At 60.6% G+C, this 21,652-nt stretch carries 19 protein-coding genes; 3 read left to right on the forward strand and 16 right to left on the reverse strand.

All coding sequences use genetic code 11. From position 1 onward, the window contains the following. Positions 1 to 3: 3 nt before the first annotated feature. The 9 genes from speB to ACP15N_RS17365 form a co-directional block, all read right to left on the reverse strand. Positions 4 to 858 (reverse strand): agmatinase, encoded by an 855-nt coding sequence (gene speB, locus ACP15N_RS17325; RefSeq protein WP_425093600.1) that lies wholly within the window; start codon positions 856 to 858, stop codon positions 4 to 6. Continuing rightward, positions 855 to 2,018, reverse strand: a complete 1,164-nt coding sequence (locus ACP15N_RS17330) for a carboxynorspermidine decarboxylase (protein WP_425093601.1) — start codon at positions 2,016 to 2,018, stop codon at positions 855 to 857. The genes speB and ACP15N_RS17330 overlap by 4 nt, the downstream gene beginning before the upstream one ends. Before the next feature lie 17 nt (positions 2,019 to 2,035). Then, positions 2,036 to 3,247 (reverse strand): saccharopine dehydrogenase family protein, encoded by a 1,212-nt coding sequence (locus ACP15N_RS17335; protein WP_425093602.1) that lies wholly within the window; start codon positions 3,245 to 3,247, stop codon positions 2,036 to 2,038. A 29-nt stretch (positions 3,248 to 3,276) separates the two neighbouring features. After that, a complete protein-coding gene (gene speA / locus ACP15N_RS17340) occupies positions 3,277 to 5,205 on the reverse strand; it encodes a biosynthetic arginine decarboxylase (protein WP_425093603.1) in 1,929 nt (642 codons plus the stop codon). Positions 5,206 to 5,300: 95 nt separating this feature from the next. Beyond that, a complete protein-coding gene (locus ACP15N_RS17345; RefSeq protein WP_425093604.1) occupies positions 5,301 to 5,924 on the reverse strand; it encodes a TetR/AcrR family transcriptional regulator in 624 nt (207 codons plus the stop codon). A 72-nt stretch (positions 5,925 to 5,996) separates the two neighbouring features. Further along, positions 5,997 to 6,560, reverse strand: coding sequence for a PqiC family protein (locus ACP15N_RS17350; RefSeq protein ID WP_425093606.1), 564 nt, complete (start codon positions 6,558 to 6,560; stop codon positions 5,997 to 5,999). Next, positions 6,561 to 8,624: an intermembrane transport protein PqiB gene (locus ACP15N_RS17355; protein WP_425093607.1), complete on the reverse strand. Its 2,064-nt coding sequence runs from the start codon at positions 8,622 to 8,624 to the stop codon at positions 6,561 to 6,563. Beyond that, a complete protein-coding gene (locus ACP15N_RS17360; RefSeq protein WP_425093608.1) occupies positions 8,621 to 9,262 on the reverse strand; it encodes a paraquat-inducible protein A in 642 nt (213 codons plus the stop codon). The genes ACP15N_RS17355 and ACP15N_RS17360 overlap by 4 nt, the downstream gene beginning before the upstream one ends. Further along, positions 9,232 to 9,867, reverse strand: coding sequence for a paraquat-inducible protein A (locus tag ACP15N_RS17365; RefSeq protein WP_425093609.1), 636 nt, complete (start codon positions 9,865 to 9,867; stop codon positions 9,232 to 9,234). Before ACP15N_RS17365 ends, ACP15N_RS17360 begins: the two co-directional genes overlap by 31 nt. Positions 9,868 to 10,069: 202 nt before the next feature. Here ACP15N_RS17365 and ACP15N_RS17370 point away from each other — a divergent pair, with 202 nt between their 5' ends. Then, complete coding sequence (locus ACP15N_RS17370) at positions 10,070 to 10,555, forward strand: CIA30 family protein (protein ID WP_425093610.1); 486 nt, start codon at positions 10,070 to 10,072, stop codon at positions 10,553 to 10,555. Positions 10,556 to 10,564: 9 nt separating this feature from the next. Here ACP15N_RS17370 and ACP15N_RS17375 read toward each other — a convergent pair whose 3' ends face one another. From ACP15N_RS17375 to urtA, 7 genes are all read right to left on the reverse strand, one after another. Next, positions 10,565 to 10,894 carry an FmdB family zinc ribbon protein gene (locus ACP15N_RS17375; RefSeq protein WP_425093611.1) on the reverse strand — a complete coding sequence of 110 codons (330 nt, stop codon included), beginning with the start codon at positions 10,892 to 10,894 and terminating at the stop codon, positions 10,565 to 10,567. 57 nt (positions 10,895 to 10,951) lie between these two features. Continuing rightward, the gene (gene fmdA / locus ACP15N_RS17380; RefSeq protein ID WP_425093613.1) at positions 10,952 to 12,181 is read right to left on the reverse strand and encodes a formamidase; all 1,230 of its coding nucleotides are present in this window, start codon (positions 12,179 to 12,181) and stop codon (positions 10,952 to 10,954) included. A gap of 25 nt (positions 12,182 to 12,206) precedes the next feature. Beyond that, complete coding sequence (gene urtE / locus ACP15N_RS17385; RefSeq protein ID WP_425093614.1) at positions 12,207 to 12,896, reverse strand: urea ABC transporter ATP-binding subunit UrtE; 690 nt, start codon at positions 12,894 to 12,896, stop codon at positions 12,207 to 12,209. Positions 12,897 to 12,908: 12 nt separating this feature from the next. Then, positions 12,909 to 13,658 (reverse strand): urea ABC transporter ATP-binding protein UrtD, encoded by a 750-nt coding sequence (gene urtD, locus ACP15N_RS17390; protein WP_425093615.1) that lies wholly within the window; start codon positions 13,656 to 13,658, stop codon positions 12,909 to 12,911. 9 nt (positions 13,659 to 13,667) lie between these two features. Next, a complete protein-coding gene (urtC, locus tag ACP15N_RS17395) occupies positions 13,668 to 14,810 on the reverse strand; it encodes an urea ABC transporter permease subunit UrtC (protein WP_425093616.1) in 1,143 nt (380 codons plus the stop codon). Positions 14,811 to 14,822: 12 nt separating this feature from the next. Beyond that, positions 14,823 to 15,749, reverse strand: coding sequence for an urea ABC transporter permease subunit UrtB (urtB, locus tag ACP15N_RS17400; protein ID WP_425093617.1), 927 nt, complete (start codon positions 15,747 to 15,749; stop codon positions 14,823 to 14,825). A gap of 86 nt (positions 15,750 to 15,835) precedes the next feature. After that, a complete protein-coding gene (gene urtA / locus ACP15N_RS17405) occupies positions 15,836 to 17,107 on the reverse strand; it encodes an urea ABC transporter substrate-binding protein (RefSeq protein ID WP_425093618.1) in 1,272 nt (423 codons plus the stop codon). Between the two features lie 234 nt (positions 17,108 to 17,341). Here urtA and ACP15N_RS17410 point away from each other — a divergent pair, with 234 nt between their 5' ends. Together ACP15N_RS17410 and ACP15N_RS17415 are read left to right on the forward strand one after the other, a co-directional pair. Further along, entirely contained in the window at positions 17,342 to 20,686 is a 3,345-nt protein-coding gene (locus tag ACP15N_RS17410) for a hybrid sensor histidine kinase/response regulator (protein ID WP_425093619.1), read from the forward strand. Continuing rightward, positions 20,673 to 21,590 carry a response regulator gene (locus tag ACP15N_RS17415; protein WP_425093620.1) on the forward strand — a complete coding sequence of 306 codons (918 nt, stop codon included), beginning with the start codon at positions 20,673 to 20,675 and terminating at the stop codon, positions 21,588 to 21,590. The genes ACP15N_RS17410 and ACP15N_RS17415 overlap by 14 nt, the downstream gene beginning before the upstream one ends. Positions 21,591 to 21,652 lie beyond the last annotated feature (62 nt).

Genomic DNA, 21,652 nt, shown 5'->3' on the forward strand with positions numbered 1-21,652 from the left:
CGTTTACCGCAGGCACGCGGCCATGAGGCGATAGACGATACTGGCGGCAGTGAAATCCCACGCGGTCTGGCCGTTCGGCGCAAGTTCCACCACGTCGAAGCCCACGCAGCGGCGGCCTTTCAGAGCGTTTTCAACCAGATGAAGGGCCTGGTAGTATCCGAGCCCGCCCGGTACGGGGGTTCCGGTGGCAGGCATGATCGCGGGGTCGAGGCCGTCGACATCGAAGCTGACATAGACCAGCTCTGGAAAGTCATCCGGTAGATCGGCGTTGTGCGTGCCGTGAACCACAAGGTCCTCGGCGTCACGGTAAAACACGTTGCGGGCCGCGCGCTGCTCGGTTTCCTCGGCTGAAAGGGCGCGCACCCCAAACTGGGCAAGCCGAAATCCCGCATCTGTCAAAAGGTTCATGACAGATGCGTGGCTGTGCGGATCACCTTGATAGGCCACCCGCAGGTCCGCGTGCGCGTCGATCTGAAGAATGCCGACGGCCGCGTCATGGGCGCGCGCCACGCCTGTCACCGCGCCATAGCTGAGCGAATGCTCGCCCCCCAGAACCACTGGGACAGCGCCGCCGCGAACGGCGGCTTCTGTTCGTGCAGCCAGCCGGTCCATGACGGCGGGCAGCGGGCCGTCGCACTCGAGCGCGGATTCCGTGAAAATTCCTTTTTCACAAGGTGTTGTGCCGAGGACTTCGCGTTCCAGCTCATCCGATGCCATCAGGATTGCAGCGGGTCCTCGCGCAGTTCCGCTCCCATAGGACACTGTGCGTTCCAGGGGCACGGGTATCACGCGGAAGCGCGCATGCGGGCCACGCTCGGCATCGGTCAATTCGCTGTCCAGAAACACCGTCTCACTCATGACAGTCGACCCTTGAAGTCCGCGTAGTCGAATGACTTCACGATTTTCAACGCGTCGCTGTCTGAATTCCACAAGGCGATCGACGGCAGCGGCACCCCGTTGAACGTATTGGTCTTGACCATTGAATAATGCGCCTGATCCAGAAACGCGAAACGGTCGCCCGGTGTCAGCGGTTTGGCAAAAGTGTAGTCCCCGATAACATCGCCGGCCAGGCAGGACGGGCCACCAAGACGATAGGTTGTGCCTTGCGCGACCTCGTTCAAAAGGGCTGGTCGATAGGGCGCCTCTATCACGTCCGGCATGTGGCATGTGGCAGAGATATCGACAATGGCGATGTTCACGTCGTTTGAGCCAAGGTCAAGAACCTCTCCCACCAGAATACCCGCATCCAATGCAACGGCTTCGCCGGGCTCCAGATAGAAATGCAGCCCCGTATCCCGTTTCAGCCTGCGCAGAAATGTACAAAGCCCATCACGGTCGTAGTCCGCGCGGGTGATGTGATGGCCGCCGCCGAAGTTGAACCATGTGATCCGTGCCAGCATGGGCTCAAGGCGCGGCGCGATTGCGGACCACGTACGGTCCAGTGGCTCGAACCCCTGTTCGCAAAGCGTATGCATGTGCAGCCCATCCACACCGTCAAGCATCTCGGGGCGCAATTGCGAAACGGGAAACCCCAGCCGCGAGCAGGGCGCAGCGGGATCGTATTTGACCACTTCACCTTCCGAGTGTTCCGGGTTGATCCGCAGGCCAACGCTGATCTTCCGTCCGCTTGAACGGATCTGCGGCAGAAATCGATCTTTCTGGGCGGGGGAGTTGAAGATGATGGTGTCGCTGAGCCCGAGGATCCGATCGAACTCCTGCGGTTTGTAACCGGCACAAAAAGTTGCGACCTCGCCGCCGTATTCCTCGCGCCCCAATTGTGCTTCGTAAAGCCCGCTGGCGCAGACCCCGTCGAGGTAGCGCGAAACCAAAGGGGCGAGCGAGAACATCGAAAACGCCTTCAGGGCGGCCAGCACCTGAGCGCCCGAGGCATCCGCCACGTTGCGCAGGATGCGCAAGTTGCGCTCGATCGCGACCTCGTCGACGACAAAGCAGGGGCTTGGGACACGGGTCAGGTCGAAATGGCGAAACGCGCCAGGATCCCCCGCCTGCGTCTGCATGAGCCCCGTTTCCGGCATCAGAAGTCTACCGGTCCGTCTAACTCGTGGACCTGCCACGGCAGGCCGTGCGCGTTGAGCATATCCATGAAGGGGTCTGGATCGCGCTGTTCCATGTTCCACACACCCGGTTCGCGCCACAGCCCCTTCAGCACCATCGCGGCGCCGATCATGGCAGGCACACCGGTGGTGTAGCTGACGGCCTGACTGCCGACCTCCCGGTAGCATTCCTCGTGATCGCAGATGTTGTAGATGTAGTAGGTTTTCTCGCCCGAGCCGTCCTTGGCCTCACCAGTCGCGATATCCCCAATGCAGGTTTTGCCTTTCGTTAGTGCGCCCAGATCGCCGGGATCGGGCAGCAAGGTTTTCAGGAACTGGATCGGAATGATCTCAACTCCGTTGTGCATCACGGGGTCGATCCGCGTCATGCCCACATTGTTCAGCACGGTTGCGTGCTTGATGTATTCATCGCCAAAGGTCATCCAGAAGCGCGCGCGCTCGATCTCCGGGAAATGCGTGCTGAGGCTCTCCAGCTCCTCGTGATACATCAGGTACATGTTCTTCTCGCCCACTTCGGGGAAGTCGAACGGCACCTTGGTGGTCATCGGGGGCGACACCTTCCACTCCCCGGCCTCCCAATGGCGCACGTCCGCGAGAACTTCGCGCAGGTTGATCTCGGGATTGAAGTTGGTGGCGAAGGTCTGGCCGTTGTCACCGCCATTGCAATCGAGAATGTCGATCTGCCGAATGGTGTCGAGCTTGTGCTTTTTCAGCCATGTCGCGAAGACCGATGTAACGCCGGGATCGAAACCAGAGCCAAGGATCGCCGTCAGACCGGCGGCCTTGAACCGCTCCTGATAAGCCCATTGCCAGTGATATTCGAACTTGGCCTCTTCCTCGGGCTCGTAATTTGCAGTGTCGAGGTAATGAACACCCGCCTCCAGACAGGCGTCCATCAACTTCAGGTCCTGATAGGGCAGGGCGAGATTCACGAGGATTTCCGCCCCGGTCTCCCGGAGGAGCGCGACCGTGGCGCCCACGTCCATCGCATTAAGTGCAGCGGTGGTGATTTCCACCCCCGTACGCTCCTTCACGCTGGCGGCGATTGCATCGCATTTTGATTTCGTACGTGAGGCCAGCGTGATCTTGGAAAAGATATCAGCATTCATTGCCATCTTGTGGACCGACGCCCACGCGACGCCACCTGCGCCCACCACCAGAGTATTGCCCATTGATCCCTCCATCCCGCGCGGGGCGCGGTTCATTCGTAGTAAGTATAGCCCGCAATCGACTCGCGAAACGCCCGCATCAGGTCGCGGCGTTCCGAACTTGCCAGCCGTCCGGCAGAGGTAGCGCTGTCGACGATCCTGCGAAACGCGGCGATGCAGTCGGTCGGATCGTATTCGACGTAAGACAGAACCTCGGCGATTGTGTCGCCTTCCTGCTCATGGGCCAGGTCGAACCCGCCTTCGGGCAAGAGCTCGATCGTGACGACGTTTGTATCACCGAACAGGTTGTGCAAATCACCAAGCGTTTCCTGATACGCACCGACGAAGAACACCCCCATGTAATACGGGTGATCCTCTGGCAAAGAATGCACCGGCAACGCGCCAGCAACGCGGTCCGACAAAATGAACTGGTCGATCTTGCCATCGCTGTCACAGGTGATGTCGGACAGGATCGCGCGACGGTCTGGCGTCTGGTCCAGCATCTGCAACGGTGTGATCGGATGCAGCTGGTCTATTGCCCAGACATCAGGGAGCGACTGAAAGAGCGAGAAGTTGCAGTGGTAGATATCGGACATCTCTTCCAGCTGCTCGTCCACGTCCGACCCATCCTCCACCTCAGCCGCCAACGCGCGGATGCGGGTCATCAGCCACATGTGCATGCGCTCGGCCCGTGCCATCTGGCGCAGATCGATGTAATTGCGCCGAAACAGGGCGCGCATCTCGTCCCGGTAGAATGTCGCATCGTTCAGACACTCCTGAAGCCGGTCTGCGGACAGGTATTTCGCCACAGCCGCGAGGTCGGTCATAAGGTGATGATCCCCCTCCTGCGGGTCGGCGGCGGACGGCGCATCATACAGCGTGGCCTCCAGCACCGAGAATATCAGCATCGAACTGCTCGCCGCCACCGCGCGCCCGCTTTCGGTCACAAGAACCGGATGGGCGATCTGGGCTTCATCCATCGCATAGCCGACAAGTTCGACCACGTTGGTCGCATACTCGGCAACCGTGTAGTTGATCGAGTTTTCGGCCGCGCGCTTCTCACCGGTATAGTCGAACCCGAGGCCCCCGCCGAGGTCGAGGTGGGTCAGCGGTGCGCCCTCGCGCGTCATCTCGGTAAAATAGCGGCACGCCTCGGTCACGGACCGGCGGACATCATTCACATCCGGAACCTGCGACCCGAGATGGCTGTGCTGCAATTGCAGGCAATGCAGCATGTTCGCGTCGCGCAGCTTGTCCATGACGGTCACGAGCTGTTCGGTATTCATGCCGAAGGTTGACCGATCACCAGAGGATTTTGCCCATTTCCCGCCGACCGTGTTGGTCAGTTTCACGCGCACGCCCAGCATGGGTTCCACGTCCAGGTCCTTGCAAACCTCAATCACCGTGTCGGCTTCCTTGGGGCTCTCCAAAACGATGACAGTGTTGAATCCCAGCTTGCGCGACAAGGTGGCCAACTGGATGAACTCGGCGTCCTTGACGCCGTTGCAAACGATCAGCGCCTCGGGGGCCAGCCGATGGGACAGCGCGATCACCAGTTCCGGCTTGGAGCCGGCTTCCAGCCCGAAATTCATTTCTCGTCCGTATTCCACGATGCGGTCGACGACCTGCGCCTGCTGGTTCACCTTGATCGGAAAAACCCCGCGATACGTGTTGCGATATCCGGTCTTTTCGATTGCGTCTGTGAAGGCGCCGTTGACGTCCTGCATTGCGGCGCGCAGGTAGTCGCCCACCCTCAGCAGGAGGGGGGCTTCGATTCCGCGGGTTTGCAGATCAGCGACGATGTCGGGCAGGGACAACGGGGCAGCGTCCGGATTGAGAGGATTTCGAAGGGCCAGATCACCTGAGGGCAACACCTCGAAAAACCCATGTCCCCAACGATCAATCCCATACAGCTCCGCCGTTGCTTGCGCTGTGGTCGGGCTGTCGGTGCGGGTCAGAGCGGGCGAAACGGATACGGTCACAAGTGGTCTCTCTATCGGCGCAAGTGAAGCTGACAGAAGCGGCAAAACACCGATTTCTGCAAGATGAAAGTGATCTGTCCCGGGTCAATTCCGGATCAAATCGAGATGCCGCGCAGCACCATCTCAAGATGGCCCTCCATGAACGTCTGCACATCGAGAGGATCGATCTCAGAAAAGACCATATCGTGAATGCAGTAGAACATTACCGGCGCGATCAGAAGCTGCGGAATTGCCGTTGCCGCACTTTCGCGGACCTCTCCACGTTCAATCCCCCTCGCGATGATCCGTTCCAGCAGAGCGCGTCCGCGGCTGAGGACCTGCGCATGGTACTTGTTGACGAGGGCGGGCATCTCGGGGCCTTCGGCGATGAGGATCCGCATGAGCGCGTTGTTCTTGCTGGTTGTCATCACGGAATAGAACTGACCGAACAAGGCCCGCAGCGTGTCTTCGGTGCTGGCGTCGCTCGATTGCACTTGTTGTGCCGCGTCTTGGGTGAAACTGATCATTGCATGGTCTGCGATGGCCAGAAACAACGCGTCTTTTCCATCGAAATAAAGGTACAGCGTAGCACGGGATACCCCAGCGCGTTTGGCGATGCGCGACAGGCTTGCGCGCGCGTAGCCGTGTGCGTGGAATTCCTCCAGCCCGGCATCGAGGATCTCTTGCGGTCTTTGATCCTTGCGGCGGCGGTAGGCGGGGGCTGTCGTCACGGTGTCCATGACGTCAGAGTGCCAAACAGCAACGCGCGGGTCCAGCCCACCGTGGGCCGTGCCGATGGGCTGAATGGCTGTTCAGCGCGCGATGCTTCGGGCGATGGTATCGGAAAGCCGCGTCAGCGACCGACCAAGCGCATCCGCAACGGCATCCGGGCCGGTACCGGTCAACGGCTCCTGAATGGCGAACCGGCGCAGGAATTCCCGTGCCCCGCCCGAGGTGGACGTAACGGCATATTGGCCGCCGAACTCGAACACCCCATCGGCGCGCGCCAGCACGCGGTCTACCGTTACCTGTACCCGCAGATCCGGCCCGTCAAACAGCGGCCAAGGCTCGACGGCGACGGTTGCCGTGGTGCCCAGATCAAGTCTGCGCGCCAGCGCCTGCGTCATTCCCACACGGGGTTCCTCAGCCCAAAGTGCACCGCTGACGGGGCGCAGGGCCGTGTCCGCGCCTTGCAGGAGGATATCTGGTTCCGCCGCATAGGAGGGCAGAACGATGTCTCGCACCTCGATCGTGCGTGCCCTGACCCCGATTTGCTCTGTCGCGGGCGGATCAGGCAAGAGGTACAGGTCGCTGTTGGCCGCACAGGCCGCGAGAGTGATCAGGGCAAGGACTGGCAAAAGGCGAAGGCGTGTCATTCAGCGTCCTCGGATCAGGGAGTTGGGGTTACGCTCGATCGTGCGGGCCAGTTGCGAGATGGATCGCGCAGCCACGGTAATCTCACGCAGCACGTCCATCGCCTCTGTCATCAAATCCGATCGCGGGCCATAGGACGCCGAAAGCGCCTGTATTTCGGCAAGAACGGCTTCGGTGCGGGCGACAAGTGGTGGCAGACCGTCGGCGGCCGTTTCCACCGAAGCCATGGTACTGCCCAGACCTTCGGCAACATCGGCCTCGCGCAGGCTGGCCAGCAGCAGTTCCAATTCGTCGAGGGAGGCGACAAGTGCCGCTGGCACGTCTTCCAGCCCTTCGTTGGACAGGAACGTGTCCGCCGACGCAAGTACCGCCCTGGCGGAGGTGACAAGCGCTTCGATTTCAAGCGCTGCGGCAGTTTCGGACAGGGTCGTCAGATTGTCCACGATCTCCGGCAGGCGGGCGCTGGCCTGCGCCACAGGATCCATGATCGTGTCGACCCGCGACAAGGCCGCCGTCAGCGCGGCAACGCTTCCGCTTTCACGCAATTCGGCCAGAATGGCGCGCAATTCGTCCACGGCCCCGAATGCCGTGCCGGGCAGGGCTCGTGTGTTTTCGTTGCCCAAGAGCTCACGCGCGTCGGTCAGCAGCGAAATCGCCTCGCTGGAGATTTGGCGCAGGTCTGCATCCGCAGCGAGGCTCTCGATACTGGCGAGTGTATCTGTGGCCTGAAGCAGAAACTCCTCGAATGGCAGTTCGGCAACGCGGTCCATCAGGTTTTCGGCAGTCGAATTGAGGCTGCTCGCCGGGGCTGAAGTCATCGGGACGCGCGCAAATGGATCGGCATCCCGGTCGAATACGGCGGTGTCGGGGTTGCGGACCATAGCCAGATCGATCCGCAACTCGGACGCGATCAAACCTGCGGAACTGACCCTCGCGCGCAAACCGCGGTCCACCTCTTCGGCAAGGTAATCGTACACCTCCTCGGAATCTGCGCCCTCGGTCAGGCCCAGTGCAACCGGGTCCAGCAAAAGAACCGCGACCTGTCTGCGTACGGGCCCGGACGCGGTATCGAATGAGCGTACGTAGCTTTCGGAGACATGCCCGACAGGCCGTCCGGTCGCGCGTACCTGCAATCCGGGCCGCAGGCCGGGGTTGTAGCTGTCCAATTGAATCGTTACGGGCACTTCGCCATCCACGGGGCGGGAGAAGGCGCTGGCGATGGCGGCCTCCTCCGACGCATAGACCTGAAAAACGGAGCCCGCGCCAAGTGCAGCGCCATCCTCATAGATCTGGTCGAACGCAACCCCGCCACTAAGCAGGGCTGCGAGGCTTTCGATGTTTACCGAAAGGCCACCGCTGCCAAAACCGAACGAAACGCCCGAGGCATCCCAGAACCGTGTGCCTTCAGCCAGGTTCTGGTCGAATGGGCTTTCGATGAAGCCGCGGGCGATAATCGCCTGGCCACTGTTGCTCAGGCGTGGGGTGTCCAGCCGACCGACTGCGATACCGCGCAGCAGGATCGGCGCGCCGCCCTGAAGCTTGATCCCGGCGGGCACCTGCAACGTGATCTCGGTGCCTTCCTCGCCCGGGCGCAGGAATGGTGGGGATTCGAGCCCGGTGAAATCCCGCACTCCGGTTTCGGGAACGGCGTCCCACGCACCTTCGATGTAGACGCCGGAGACGACCGTGGACAACCCGGTCACGCCGCGCGCGGAAATCTCGGGCCGGACGACCCAGAAGGCTGCGTCATCATCGAGATAGGGCAGCACCTCGTTCCTCACGCGCACGCGGACGATCACGGTGTCCAGGTTCGCCCCGAACCGGATGTCTTCCACCTCGCCGATCACGACGTCGCGGAACTGCAAGGTGGTCTCGCCCGGCGTGATGCCGGCACCATTCTCGAAGCGGATATCGATCAGGGTCCCGCGTTCGCTGTAGGCTTGCCACGCCACCAGCAGCGACACGACAAGACCGATAACGGGCACCAGCCAGACCAGCGAAAGGTTGCGGAACACCGACTGGTTCGGAGCTTCGACCTCGGGGGGCGGAGGGGAGGTGTCTGTCATTGGGTCTGTGGGGCTCCGTTCGCCCAGATGCGTTTCGGGTTGAAGCTTAGCGCTGAAAGCATTGTGAATGCGACAGAAAGAGCAAAGCAAATCGCGGCGATGCCGGGGTTGATGGTGGCTGCAAAATCCAATTGAACCAAGGTGGCGAGGATGGCAACGACAAACACGTCGATCATGGACCACCGCCCGATGAACTCGACAATCTCATACAGGTGGAACCGGGCTCCAACCCGCATCTGGTCGTGGCGTTGCAGGCTGATCGCAAGATAGGCAATCGCAAAGAACTTGCTGATCGGGATCGCGACGCTGGCCAGAAACACGATGCCGGCAACGGCATAGGTACCGCCTTGGATAAGCTCGATCACGCCGCCGATGATCGTGCTTTCGTAAGTGTGGCCCAGGCTGGACGTCAGCAGCATCGGGTAGAGGTTGGCCGGGATATACGCCATCAACCCGACCAGCCACCACGCCCAGACTTTTTGCAGGCTGGGATCGCTGCGATCGGCGCGCAAGGCCCTTTTGCACCGGTCGCATCGCTTTGGCACCGGGGCCGCGTGCACCCGTCCGCAACTCGGGCACCCGAACAGACCGCGGTCGGCGGCGGTCGTTATGCGCTGCGAAGTTCGAGGGTTTTCCATAGCGTCAACCGACACATGAACGTGTCTTTGTAGGTGTTTATCAGAACCAGCACGGCAAAAGCCCAAAAGGCCGGTCCAAGCGAGACATGCGCCAGCCCGGCGATCTTGATCAGTGCAACCGCCACGCCGACGATGAACACCTCGGACATGGCCCAGGGTCTGATCCGTTCGTCGAACCGCAAGACCGCGCGCGCGTGACGCGCCGGGCGCCAGCCAAGGGCCATCGGACCGATGACATACAAAACGGCCGTCAGTCGCAACAGCGGCAGAAAGATAACCAACGCGCCCACAGCCAGAGCGAGGCCCAGAAACGGACCGTCGGCAAAAACCAGTGCGACATCCAGAAGTGAGCTGCGTTGCGTGCGCCCGACCGCCGTCAGTTCGAGGAATGGAAAGAAGACTGCCGCTACCATCAGAATGAACGATGTGGTGGCGAGCATCACGATCCGTGTCATGGCCGTGTCATGCGGTGCGGTCAGCACCGTGTGACAGCGCAAGCACCGCGCGCGTGCACCGTTCTCGATCGCGGGCATGCGGTAGAGCGCGTCGCAATTGGGGCAAGCGATCAGATCGGACAGGTCCACCCCTGCCTTCCCATCCGACACCGAAGTTTCCGCCGGAGAAGGCATTTCAGAGCACGACTTCACAATAGGTTCGAAGGTACAGGGGTATGACCATGCCCTGTTGTCGCGCATCCGTCGCGATCTATCCACACCTTTTGCAGAACCGGCGGGCCGCACTTGCATTTTCGCACCGATCCGCGCCTGATGCAGCCCTGCCAATCCAAGTCCGAAACGGGGCGCATTCATGTCCAACGACACCCGAGAGCTTGACCCAAAGTGGGAATTCGTCGGCGACAGCGTGATGGGCGGTGTGTCTGAAGGGGCGCTCTCGCGGGAGGTGTTTCGCGGTCGCGCGGCCACCGTCCTGCGCGGTGCCGTTTCGCTGGAAAACAACGGTGGCTTCGTTCAGATCGCATCTGACCTGCGGGCAGATGGCAGCGCACTGGATGCCAGCGGGTGGGACGGACTTGAGATCGAGGTTGCCGGCAACTCCGAACGGTACGATCTGCGGGTGCGCACGGACCAACTCACCCGACCGTGGCAGTCATATCGCGCAGAATTCACGGCATTGCCGGCTTGGCGTACCGTGCAGGTACCGTTCGGCGCGTTTGTGTCCCACAAGACCGAAACCTTGTTCGATCCGGCGCGCCTCAGGCGGATTGGTATTCTCGCCATCGGCCGCGTCTTCGATGCAGAGATCGCCATCTCTGCAATCCGGCTGTACCGCTAGGGTGCGCCGTTAGTGAGAGATCATCCAGGGACGCTTGGTCGGGAACGATTTCGACCCATCCGAATGGTGCAAGGTTTTCGACGGCGCCTTGCTGGCCCCCGAACAGCAACTGCATCCGGGACCGTGCGCGGACCGTTTCGGACTGTCTGCGCTGCGCTCGTTCGTGGCGTGCGCATGCCGTGTCGTCTGGCTCATCATGGCTAGGCGCGGCACGTTGAGCATCACGCGAGGACTCTCTGCCGCGCAGAACGGACAGTCGCACGGGTCCTTGTAGTTCGATATCGGAGTTAGCGCGGTGAACGGGCCGCAGTCTTCACACAGGTAGTCGTAAACGGGCATCAGTTTCTCCTGGAACTCGAGGGGTGAGAGGCCCGAAGGCCCCTCACGCGGCGTCGCTCACAAATCGGGTGCCAACGGAATGTCCACCGAACCGTCGAGGTATTTGGTCGGTCCCGCCGCATTTGGCATCATGTCCCAATCGAAGATGTCATTTGGAAGCCATAGGGTTGCGCAGGCATTCGGGATGTCCACGACACCCGAGATATGCCCTTGCACGGGCGCCGTTCCCAGAATTGCGTAGGCCTGCGCCCCCGAATAGCCGAATTTCTTCAGGTATTCGATCGCGTTCAAGCAGGCCTGACGATAGGCGACATGAACATCGAGGTAGTGTTGTTCACCGCTTTCATCGACGCTGATGCCTTCAAAAATAAGGTAGTCGTCATAGACCGGCTTGATCGGGGAGGGTTTGAAGATCGGGTTCTTGATCCCGTATTTCTCGACACCGCCCTTGATCAGCTCGACTTTCAGATGAAGCCACCCTGCCATCTCGATCGCGCCGCAGAAGGTGATCTCACCATCACCCTGGCTGAAGTGCAGATCCCCCATCGATAGACCGGCACCGTCGACGTAGACCGGGAAATAGATCTTGCAGCCGCGGCTGAGATCCTTGATGTCGCAATTGCCGCCGTGCTCGCGCGGGGGAACGGTTCGCGCGGCCTCGGTAGCAGCCTTGTCGCGGTCTTCGCCCTTCATTGCGCCCATATGCGCGCTTTGCGTGTTGGGCAGCGCGGCCAGTGGCGGTACGCGTTCGGGGTCCGTATTGAACAGTTTCGTTTCGCGGCTGTTCCACATGTCCAGCATCTTGCGGTCGGGCAGACAGCCGATGAGCCCCGGATGGATCAGGCCCGCGTATTTCACGCCCGGTACGTGTCGGGACTTGGTGAACATGCCGTCAAAGTCCCAGATCGACTTCTGTGCTTCGGGGAAATGCTCAGTCAGGAAGCCCCCGCCATTCTGCTTGGAAAAGAACCCGTTGAAGCCCCAGAGCATTTCCTCCTTGGCCCCGATATCAAGGATATCGACCACCAACAGGTCGCCTGGTTCGGCGCCTTTGACACCGATCGGCCCGGACAGATAGTGCACCTGCTCAAGCTCCACATCGCGGACGTCCGACGCATCGTCGTCGTTCTTGATCTGTCCGCCGGTCCAATCGTAGGTTTCGATCTTGAAGTCGTCCCCAGGCTCCACCCAGACGTTGATCGGAATATCGGGATGCCAGCGATTGTGCACGTTTTCATTCTTGTGCGGGCTTTCGCTCAGATCAACAGAGATCAATGTGTCAGCCATTGTAGGTTCCTCTCTCTCTTCAAAGTCAGACCGATAGAAATTTTGCGACGCGGTCTTCGTCGATGCCGTCACGCGGGCTGTCGTGTACGAAGGTACCGTTTTCGATCACGATGACGCGGTCGGCGACATCCAGGGCAAAGCTCAGAACTTGTTCCGAAACGATGATGGTCAGGCCGGTCTGATCACGGATCTTGCGCAGGGTGCGGGCCATCTCGCGTATGATGGATGGCTGGATGCCCTCTGTGGGTTCATCCAGAAGCAAGACCTTCGGATCACTCGCCAGCGCGCGCGCGATCGCCAGTTGCTGTTGCTGTCCGCCTGAAAGATTGCCGCCGCGGCGGGACTTCATTTCCAAAAGGACCGGAAACAACTCGTAGATGTCCTCCGGCACGGATTTTGAGCCGGTGGAGGTCAACCCGGTCTCGATATTCTCGCGCACGGTCATCGCCGAGAAAATCATCCGCCCCTGTGGCACATAAGCGATCCCGGCTGAGACGCGCTGGTGCGGTTTCATACCGGCAACGGACGTCCCGCCGACCTTCGCGTCGCCGTCCTTTTCAGGCACGATCCCCATCAGGGTCTTCATCAGGGTGGTCTTGCCCATCCCGTTCCGGCCCATGATCGCGACGATCTCGCCGGGTTTCACATCAAGATCGAGGCTGTGGAGCACTTCGGACTCGCCATACGCCGCACAGAGGTTTTCAACAGACAGCATCGGTACGCTCCTTCAGTGGCCCAGATAGACTTCGACAACTTTGGGGTCGTTCTGCACCCGCTCCATCGATCCTTCGGACAGGGTTTTGCCCTGGTGCAGGACGGTGACGCGTGTCGCGATATCCGCAACAAAGCCCATGTCATGTTCGATCACGATAACGGCGCGGTCCTTGATGATCTTGTTCAGCAACTCCGCGGTCTTCTTGCGCTCTGCGACGGACATGCCTGCGACAGGTTCATCGAGCATCAAGAGTTCTGGATCCTGAATCAGCAGCATTCCGATTTCCAGCCATTGCTTCTGTCCATGGCTCAGGAACGCCGCCTTTTCATCCAGAAGCTCGTCCAGAAAGATCGTCCTCGCGATCTCTGAAATCCGGTCCTTCACCTCAGAATCCCGCCGGAACAGCAAGGCGCCGAACACGCTGTGTCCGCGTGGATAAGACAGCTCAAGGTTTTCAAAGACCGTCAGGTCTTCATAGACCGATGGGGTCTGGAACTTGCGCCCGACACCGGCCAGAACGATCTGATCCTCGCGCTTGTCGAGCAGTTCAAGCCCCTTGAAGTTGACCGAGCCGCTGGTGGCCTTGGTCCGTCCGCAGATCAGGTCCAGAACGGTGGTCTTGCCCGCCCCGTTTGGACCGATGATCACGCGGCATTCGTTTGGCTCCACATAGAAGCTCAAGTCATCCACTGCCTTGAATCCGTCGAACGACACGGTGAGCCCTTCGACAGCGAGCACGAAATTTGGGTTGTGTCCTTGCATCTCGCTCTCCTATTCCGCAGCGGTCTTAAGGGTCGGCTTTGCCGCGGGTTCTTGCGCGTCTGGCTTTTTCTTTAGAAGCGCGGCGATGCGTGGCGCCACATGCTCGGAGTAAACACCCGCCAGCCCGTTCGGGAACAACATGACCACCGCGATGAACAGTCCGCCTAGGCCAAGAAGCCAAAGCTCAGGAAAGCTCTCCGACAGCAGGGTTTTCGCCCAGTTCACCAGCAGGGCACCGTAGACGGCCCCGACGATGGACAGACGCCCGCCAACTGCGCAGAAAATCACCATCTCGATCGAGGGGACGATCCCAACCAGCGTAGGCGACATGAAGCCGACCTGGAGGGTGAACATGGCTCCGCCGACGCCGGCAAAGGCCGCCCCGAGGCAGAAGACGAAAATCTTGAAGTTCGCGACATTGTAGCCGGAGAACCGCACGCGGTCCTCTTGGTCGCGGATCGCGATCAGAAGGCGTCCGAGCTTCGATCTGCGGACGTATTGGGCAATCGCAAGGCAGACAAACAGCAGCACTCCGTTGACGTAGTAGAGGAACTCCTTCGCCTCGTCGGTGCGGATGTCCCAGCCGTTCAGCGTGCGCAGGTCGGTGATGCCGTTGACCCCACCGGTGAAGCCTTGCTGGCCGATGATCAGGATGGTCAGGATTGCTGCGAAGGCCTGCGTGATGATCGCGAAATAGACCCCGCCCACACGGCGGGTGAACATCGCAACCCCGATGATGAAGGCAAACAGTACCGGCACAGCGACCACGGCAAGCAGGGCAAAGGCCAGATTGTTGAACGGCTCCCACCACCAAGGCAGCGCGGTCAGTTGGTTCCAGTCCATGAAATCCGGGATGCCGGGGGTGGACTGAATCGCGGTGTTCTCCGGGGTGGAGGCCTCGAGCTTCAGGAACATCGCCATGCAGTAGCCGCCAAGGCCGAAGAACACCCCCTGACCAAGGCTCAGGATGCCGCCTGCGCCCCAGCACAGGACCAGCCCGACGGCGACGAAGGCATAGGTGAGGTACTTTCCGAAGAGGTTCAGCCGGAAACTGTCCAGCGCCAGTGGCAGGACGACGAAGATCACGGCGGCGAGAATGGCAAACGCAATCAGGTCTTGCCGGGTGAAGATACGGTTGGAAGCAGCATGCATCTCGGTGGCTCCTTACTTGCGCAGTTTGAGGGAAAAGAGACCTTGCGGACGCACCATCAGGATGCCGACCACCACGAGCAGGGTCAGGACCTTGGCCATCGAGCCGGACAGGAAGAATTCCATGATCGACTGTGCCTGGCTGATGGAAAACGCGCTGGCGATGGTGCCCAGCAGGCTACCCGCGCCGCCGAAGACGACCACGAGGAACGTGTCCACGATGTAAAGCTGGCCTGCCGTGGGCCCGGTCGAGCCGATCATCGTGAAGGCCGATCCCGCAACCCCGGCCACACCGCAGCCGATGCCAAAGGTCAGCCGGTCCGTCCAGGACGTGTTGATGCCGACGGCATCGGCCATGACCCGGTTCTGGTTGATCGCGCGCACCTGCAAGCCCCAGGATGACCGAAACATCATCACGTAAACAGCGATGGAAATGCAGGTCGCGAGGATCATCACGAAGATGCCGTTGATCGGCACTTCCACGAGGTCGGTCAACGGCAGCGACCCCATCATCCAGTCCGGGATCGTGACCCCGACCTCGCGCGCGCCAAACACACTGCGGTACACCTGTTGCAGGATCAGGCTCAGGCCCCAGGTTGCCAGAAGCGTGTCAAGTGGGCGCTTGTACAAATGTCGGATGAGCCCCCACTCGACCAGCAGGCCCAAAAGGCCTGAGGCGATGAATGCAAGGATCATCGCCACGAAGAAATAGATGCCGAACAGCTCCGGCAGATAGGCAGCAAAGAAATTGGAGGTCAGATAAGTGACGTAGGCGCCAAGGATCATGAACTCGCCATGGGCCATGTTGATTACGCCCATCTGCCCAAAGATGATCGCCAGCCCCAGGGCCATGAGTACAAAAACGGAAAACAGGATCAGTCCTGCGAAACCCTGCATCGCGAAAATCGCGCCGAGTTCGCCCATTGAGTAGCCGGAAAACATCAAACACCTCTGGGGGGAGTGGGAATTGTCAAAAGGGGAACGGGAACGGGGCAGGCGCGCCTGGCATCACGCCCGCCCCGGGCAGGTTACTGGTAGCCTTCGGGGAAGGGGTCCGGCTCCACCAGGTCTGCCGTCTCGAACACGACCTCGTACTGACCATCCGCCTGCGCGCGACCCACCCGGGTCTTGGACCAGAGGTGATGGTTCTCGTGCACCTTGACGTAGCCTTCAGGGGCGGTGGTCATCTCGATGCCCGGGCTCGCCTCGCGGACCTTGTCGACGTCGAAGGAGCCTGCCTTTTCGACCGCGGCTTTCCACAGCCACGGGCCAAGGTAGGCGGCTTGCGTCACGTCGCCGATGACCATGTCCTCCCCCCACATTTCCTTGAACGCGGCCACGAAATCAAGGTTGTTTTCGTTCTCAAGGCTCTGGAAGTATTTCATGCAGGCATAGGCGCCCTCGACGTTTTCACCGCCGATCCCGCGGATCTCGTCTTCCGTGACGGAGATGGTCAGAACGATCGGGCTTTCCTCGGTCGGGTCGATACCGGCGGCCTTCAGCTGCTTGTAGAACGCCACGTTCGAGCCACCCACGACGATGGCATAGATCACGTCCGGCTTGCGCAGGCGGATCTTGTTGATGACCGAGTTGAACTGTGTGTGACCGAGCGGATAGTACTCCTCGCCGACAACGCTTGTGCCCTCCATGAACTTCTCGATATGGGCCCGCGCGATCTTGTTGGACGTGCGCGGCCAGATGTAGTCCGAGCCAAGCAGGTAGAAGGTCTTTGCACCCTTGGTCTGCGTCACCCAGTCGAGGCCAGCGATGATCTGCTGGGTGGCCTCCTGCCCGGTGTAGATAACGTTCGGCGACTGTTCGAGGCCTTCGTAGAACGTCGGATAATAGAGGAACCCGTTATGCTGTTCGAACACCGGCAGAACGGCCTTGCGGCTTGCGGATGTCCAGCAACCCATGACCGAGGCGACCTTGTCGTTGACCAGCAGTTTGCGGGCTTTTTCCGCGAATGTCGGCCAGTCGGACGCGCCGTCTTCCTGGATGTACTCGATTTTGCGGCCCAGAATGCCGCCCTGTGCGTTGATCTGTTCGATGGCAAGCTTTTCCGCCTGCACCGACCCGGTTTCGGAAATCGCCATCGTGCCGGTGATCGAGTGCAGGATGCCGATCGTTACCGTGTCGTCCGTAACGGCAAGGCCCGTGGTGTTCACCTCGGCGGTTGGAAAATCCTGCGCGCGCAGGTTCTTGGGCAGGAACAGCGAGGCCGCAAGCGCAGTGCCGCCGGCCATGACTGCGCGTCTGCTTGGGCCAGCCGGGTTTTCAGGGGTTTTACGATCAGTCATGACAGCTCCTTGTCGGGATAAGATGAAAAATCGGGCAGCGGACTGCCTTCTGATCCGACCTTGGTCGAAGGAGCGCGGAAAGCCGTATACGTCGATTGACGTATCCTTTTGCGCGTTACTACCCTGTAGGCTGCTTTGAGAACGGAGAGGGCAAAAGGTGTAGGGGAGGCGCTTTTGGCTGTTGGTGACAGCGCGCCCGCTTGTGTGTACAGGGGTGATTGACCCGGGGGCCCGATGGCAACTCTATACCGCGCGACAAAGGAAAAACGGCGCTATAACCGTTGGGTCGCCAACGAGACGATGGAAGACTTCGCCCTGCGGTTCACCGCGCGGCGCGCCCGTCGCTGGTCCTATGCCAGGGTGGCCAACACGGCGATCGGATCGATTTCCTTTCTTGCGCTGGAGGCGATCGGCGGGGCGCTGACCCTGACTTACGGATTTGACATCGCGATCATGGCGATCATGCTGGTCGGCGCGTTTCTGTTTCTGACTGCGTTCCCAATAAGCTATTACGCGGCCCGCTACAGCGTGGATATCGACCTGCTCACGCGCGGGGCCGGCTTCGGCTATATCGGCTCCACGATCACCTCGCTGATTTACGCGACCTTCACCTTCATCTTCTTCGCGCTCGAAGCGGCCATTCTGGCGCTTGCGCTGGATTACTGCTTCGGCATCCCACTGGTTCTGGGCTATCTGATCAGCGCGCTGGTCGTGATCCCGCTCGTGATCAACGGTTTCTCCAAGATCTCGGCCTTTCAGGCCTGGACGCAGCCATTCTGGGTCGTGTTGCACATCACGCCGTTCGTCATTCTGGCCTTCGTGGGTTACGACTTCGAGGGGTGGTCGAGCTTTCAGGGAAACGCGCCGCAAGCCGAGACAAACGCAGCCAAGCTGATCATGCTTGGCGCGGCATCCGGCGTCATCTTCTCGCTGATCGCGCAGGTTGGCGAACAGGTCGACTACCTGCGCTTTCTGCCCGAACCCAAGACGTCCGCCGACAAGCGCCGCTGGTGGGGGGCGCTGATCGTGGCGGGACCCGGCTGGTCGGTGCTCGGAATGCTCAAGATGCTTGCGGGGTCCTACCTGATCACGTTGGCCATCGCGAACGGTGTCCCGGCAGAAGATGCAACCGATCCGACGCGTATGTACGAAACCGTGTTCAACCAGACCATCAACTCGCCTGTGCTGGTGCTGCTGCTGACGAGTTCATTCGTCATTCTCAGCCAGCTCAAGATCAACGTGACCAATGCTTATGCCGGCTCTATCGCGTGGTCGAACTTCTTCTCGCGCCTGACCCACGCGCACCCGGGGCGCGTCGTTTGGCTGGTGTTCAACGTCGGCATCGCCGTGATGCTGATGGAACTGGGCGTATTCGGCGCACTGGAGAGCACGCTTGCGCTCTATTCGCATGTCGCACTCGCTTGGATCGGAGCGCTCGTGGCCGATCTGGTGATCAACAAACCCCTTGGCTTCAGCCCGCCGGGCATCGAGTTTCGCCGCGCGCATCTCTATGACATCAACCCGGTGGGCATCGGGTCCATGGCAACTGCCTGCGTCCTGTCCCTGCTGGCCTATGGCGGCGTGTTCGGCGCGCTGCCCGAAGCCACCTCGTCTTTCATCGCGTTGGGAAGCTCGTTTGTGCTCGCTCCGGTGATCGCCTGGGCCACGCGCGGGCGCTACTACATCGCGCGAGTGGCCCCCGAGAAGGTCGAGAACACCTGCATCATCTGCGAATACAGCTTCGATCCCGAGGATATGACCCATTGCCCGTTCCATGCCGGGCCGATCTGCTCGCTTTGCTGCACACTCGACAGCAACTGCCGCGATGCCTGCAAACCCCACGCACGGGCGGCGGACATGTCACGCGGTCTGCTGATGCAGGTGTTTCCGCAGCCCATTGCCGTCGCGTTGATGTCGCGTATGTCGCGGTTTGTCGCGGTCACATCGCTGCTCGGGGCGGCGTTTGGCGGATTACTCTTGCTTGTCCGCAATTTTCAGAATGCGGAGAATTTCGATGCCGTGCTCTGGGTGATATTCTCCATGGTGTTGATCGTTATCGGTATCGTCGTGTGGATGTACCTGCTGATCTCCGAAAGTCAGCATCAGGCGCGCGACGAAGCGGAAAAGCAAACCGAGCGATTGCTCTTTGAGGTGCGCGCGCATGAACGCACCGACCTTGAACTGCAGCGCGCCAAGGAGAAGGCCGAAGCCGCCAATCTCGCCAAGACCCGCTACATGACCGGACTGAGTCACGAATTGCGCACGCCGTTGAATTCCATCTACGGGTTCGCGCAAATCCTGGAAAAGTCGCCCGATATTCCCGACAAGCGGCGCAATTCGATCACAACGATCCGGCGCAGCAGCGAGCATCTGGCCGGTTTGATCGAAGGCTTGCTGGACATCTCCCGGATCGAGGCCGGGCGGCTGGAGATCAGCCGCGACCGGATCAACCTGCGCCTCTTCCTGCAACAGGTTGCGTCGATCTTCGACGAGGCTGCGCGGGAGAAGGGGCTGACCTTCTCGATGGAGACCAGCGACCACCTTCCGATCTGGATCACCTTCGACGAAAAGCGACTGCGGCAGATCATCATCAACCTGCTGTCCAACGCCATCCGGTACACGGAGGAGGGCGAGGTCTCTCTGCGGATCAATTACCGCAACGAGGTTGCGCTGCTGGAAGTTCGCGACACCGGAACCGGCATTGCGGAGGAGGATTTGCAGCGAATCTGGGAGCCTTTCGAGCGCGGCTCACAGGTGACAACCGCAGGCTCCGGTCTCGGGTTGACCATTACGAAGTTGCTGGTGGAGATACTCGGCGGCGATATCGAGGTGGAAAGCGTGGTCGGGCAGGGATGCGTATTTCGCGTACGCCTGATGCTACCGTCGGTTCCGGTTGATACAAAGCACGCCAGCACCGCCCCCAAGGCGGAGACGCGCAACCTGTCCATTCGGCGCATCGCGGGGTCGCGCAAGACTTTGCTCGTCGTGGATGACGACCCCAATCATCTGGCGCTGGTGGACAGTTTCCTGTCGCCTCTCGGGTTTGCGGTCCTGACCGCCTCGAACGCGGAACAGGCGCTCTTCATGCTCAACGACATCACCCCGGATTTGTTTATTCTCGACATCGATCTGCCCGGTCAGGACGGCTGGGCGCTGGCGGCGGCCTTGCGCAAGGGGGCGCACAGTTCGACCCCGATCGTGATGATTTCGGGCCATGCCATGGATGAGGCGCGCCGCGCGCCGGAGGTGGCACTCAGCGATGCATTTCTTGCCAAGCCCTACAACCTCGACGATCTGCTGGCCCGGATCGCCGAGATTCTGCGCTTGCAACTGATCCTTGACGACGCGGCGCCTCCCAAGATCAGGCCGGTCGCGATCTTGACTGCCGCCGAGCGCGAGGAACTGATCGAGCTGGCCAGAAACGGCATGGCCTCGGCATTGTCCGAACGCATCGCCGAACTGGCGGAGAAAGGCAGTTTGCGCGGCCCGATGCTCGTTCGGCTGAACAAGATGACCTCTGTCTATGATCTGCCCGGAGTGGTCGATATGTTGGAGGAGGCGCAGAATGCCATACTGTGACCCCGACCACCGCAACATTGCGCTTGTCGTCGATGACAGCCCTGAGTCGCTGAGCATGATTTCCACCGCGCTGGAGGAAAACGGGATCAGCGTCGTGGTCGCGCGCAACGGCGCGGCGGCGCTGGAGCTTGCCGCGCGCGTTCTGCCGGATGTGATCCTGATGGATGCGGTTATGCCGGATCTGGACGGGTTCGAAACCTGTCGCCGGCTCAAAGCCGATGAACGGCTGGCCTATGCCCCGGTCATCTTCATGACCGGTCTGACCGAGTCCGAGCATATCATCAAAGGGCTGATGGCCGGCGGTGTCGATTACCTGACCAAGCCCGCAGTTATCGATGAGTTGGTGGCCCGGATCACGACCCATATCCTGAACGCGAAGGCCATTCAAAGCGCGCGCCAAGCCCTTGATACATCTGGGCGATCGGTAGTGGCCGTCAACCTCGACGGGACCGTGCTATGGGGCAGTCCAAAGGCCATGAGCATGATCGAGCCGATGGTGGTTGAGGGTGTTCTGCGTACTGCGAAACATGCCGATTTCGAGGGGTGGCTGTCCGCAAGCCTGCGTTTGCCCGCCTCGCCTGCGCGGACCTTCATGCTGAACGATATCGCCTTGTCCTACATCGGTACCTCGCCGTCCTCGGAAATCCTGCTGAAAGTGTCGGGTCAGGATGGCGAGTCGCCTTACCAGCATCTTGAAAGGACGTTCGGATTGACCCCAAGGGAGGCGGAGGTGCTGTTCTGGTTGTCCTTGGGCAAGACGAACCGCGACATTGCCCAGATCCTCGATCTGAGCAGCCGAACCATCAACAAGCATCTTGAGACGATCTTTCAGAAAATGGGCGTCGATAACCGCACCGCCGCTGCCGTGTCAGCAGATCGGGCGATCAATCAGATGACGGCCTGAGGCCCGCCATCCCCTTCGATCTCGTCTACCATTCCCAAATCCGAGGCCGCTACTTGGGCGGC

Source organism: Tropicimonas sp. S265A, assembly GCF_049800835.1.
GTDB lineage: Bacteria > Pseudomonadota > Alphaproteobacteria > Rhodobacterales > Rhodobacteraceae > Dinoroseobacter.

Bases quoted from the DNA above. Each gene is read 5' to 3' on its own strand.
- ACP15N_RS17415 (WP_425093620.1), top strand. From the start codon at position 20,673: ATGCCATACTGTGACCCCGACCACCGCAACATTGCGCTTGTCGTCGAT.
- urtE (WP_425093614.1), bottom strand. From the start codon at position 12,896: ATGCTGTCTGTTGAAAACCTCTGTGCGGCGTATGGCGAGTCCGAAGTG.
- urtA (WP_425093618.1), bottom strand. From the start codon at position 17,107: ATGACTGATCGTAAAACCCCTGAAAACCCGGCTGGCCCAAGCAGACGC.
- urtD (WP_425093615.1), bottom strand. From the start codon at position 13,658: ATGCAAGGACACAACCCAAATTTCGTGCTCGCTGTCGAAGGGCTCACC.
- ACP15N_RS17355 (WP_425093607.1), bottom strand. From the start codon at position 8,624: ATGACAGACACCTCCCCTCCGCCCCCCGAGGTCGAAGCTCCGAACCAG.
- ACP15N_RS17330 (WP_425093601.1), bottom strand. From the start codon at position 2,018: ATGCAGACGCAGGCGGGGGATCCTGGCGCGTTTCGCCATTTCGACCTG.
- ACP15N_RS17360 (WP_425093608.1), bottom strand. From the start codon at position 9,262: ATGGAAAACCCTCGAACTTCGCAGCGCATAACGACCGCCGCCGACCGC.
- ACP15N_RS17410 (WP_425093619.1), top strand. From the start codon at position 17,342: ATGGCAACTCTATACCGCGCGACAAAGGAAAAACGGCGCTATAACCGT.
- urtB (WP_425093617.1), bottom strand. From the start codon at position 15,749: ATGTTTTCCGGCTACTCAATGGGCGAACTCGGCGCGATTTTCGCGATG.
- urtC (WP_425093616.1), bottom strand. From the start codon at position 14,810: ATGCATGCTGCTTCCAACCGTATCTTCACCCGGCAAGACCTGATTGCG.
- ACP15N_RS17335 (WP_425093602.1), bottom strand. From the start codon at position 3,247: ATGGGCAATACTCTGGTGGTGGGCGCAGGTGGCGTCGCGTGGGCGTCG.
- ACP15N_RS17370 (WP_425093610.1), top strand. From the start codon at position 10,070: ATGTCCAACGACACCCGAGAGCTTGACCCAAAGTGGGAATTCGTCGGC.
- ACP15N_RS17350 (WP_425093606.1), bottom strand. From the start codon at position 6,560: ATGACACGCCTTCGCCTTTTGCCAGTCCTTGCCCTGATCACTCTCGCG.
- fmdA (WP_425093613.1), bottom strand. From the start codon at position 12,181: ATGGCTGACACATTGATCTCTGTTGATCTGAGCGAAAGCCCGCACAAG.
- ACP15N_RS17375 (WP_425093611.1), bottom strand. From the start codon at position 10,894: ATGCCCGTTTACGACTACCTGTGTGAAGACTGCGGCCCGTTCACCGCG.
- ACP15N_RS17345 (WP_425093604.1), bottom strand. From the start codon at position 5,924: ATGGACACCGTGACGACAGCCCCCGCCTACCGCCGCCGCAAGGATCAA.
- speB (WP_425093600.1), bottom strand. From the start codon at position 858: ATGAGTGAGACGGTGTTTCTGGACAGCGAATTGACCGATGCCGAGCGT.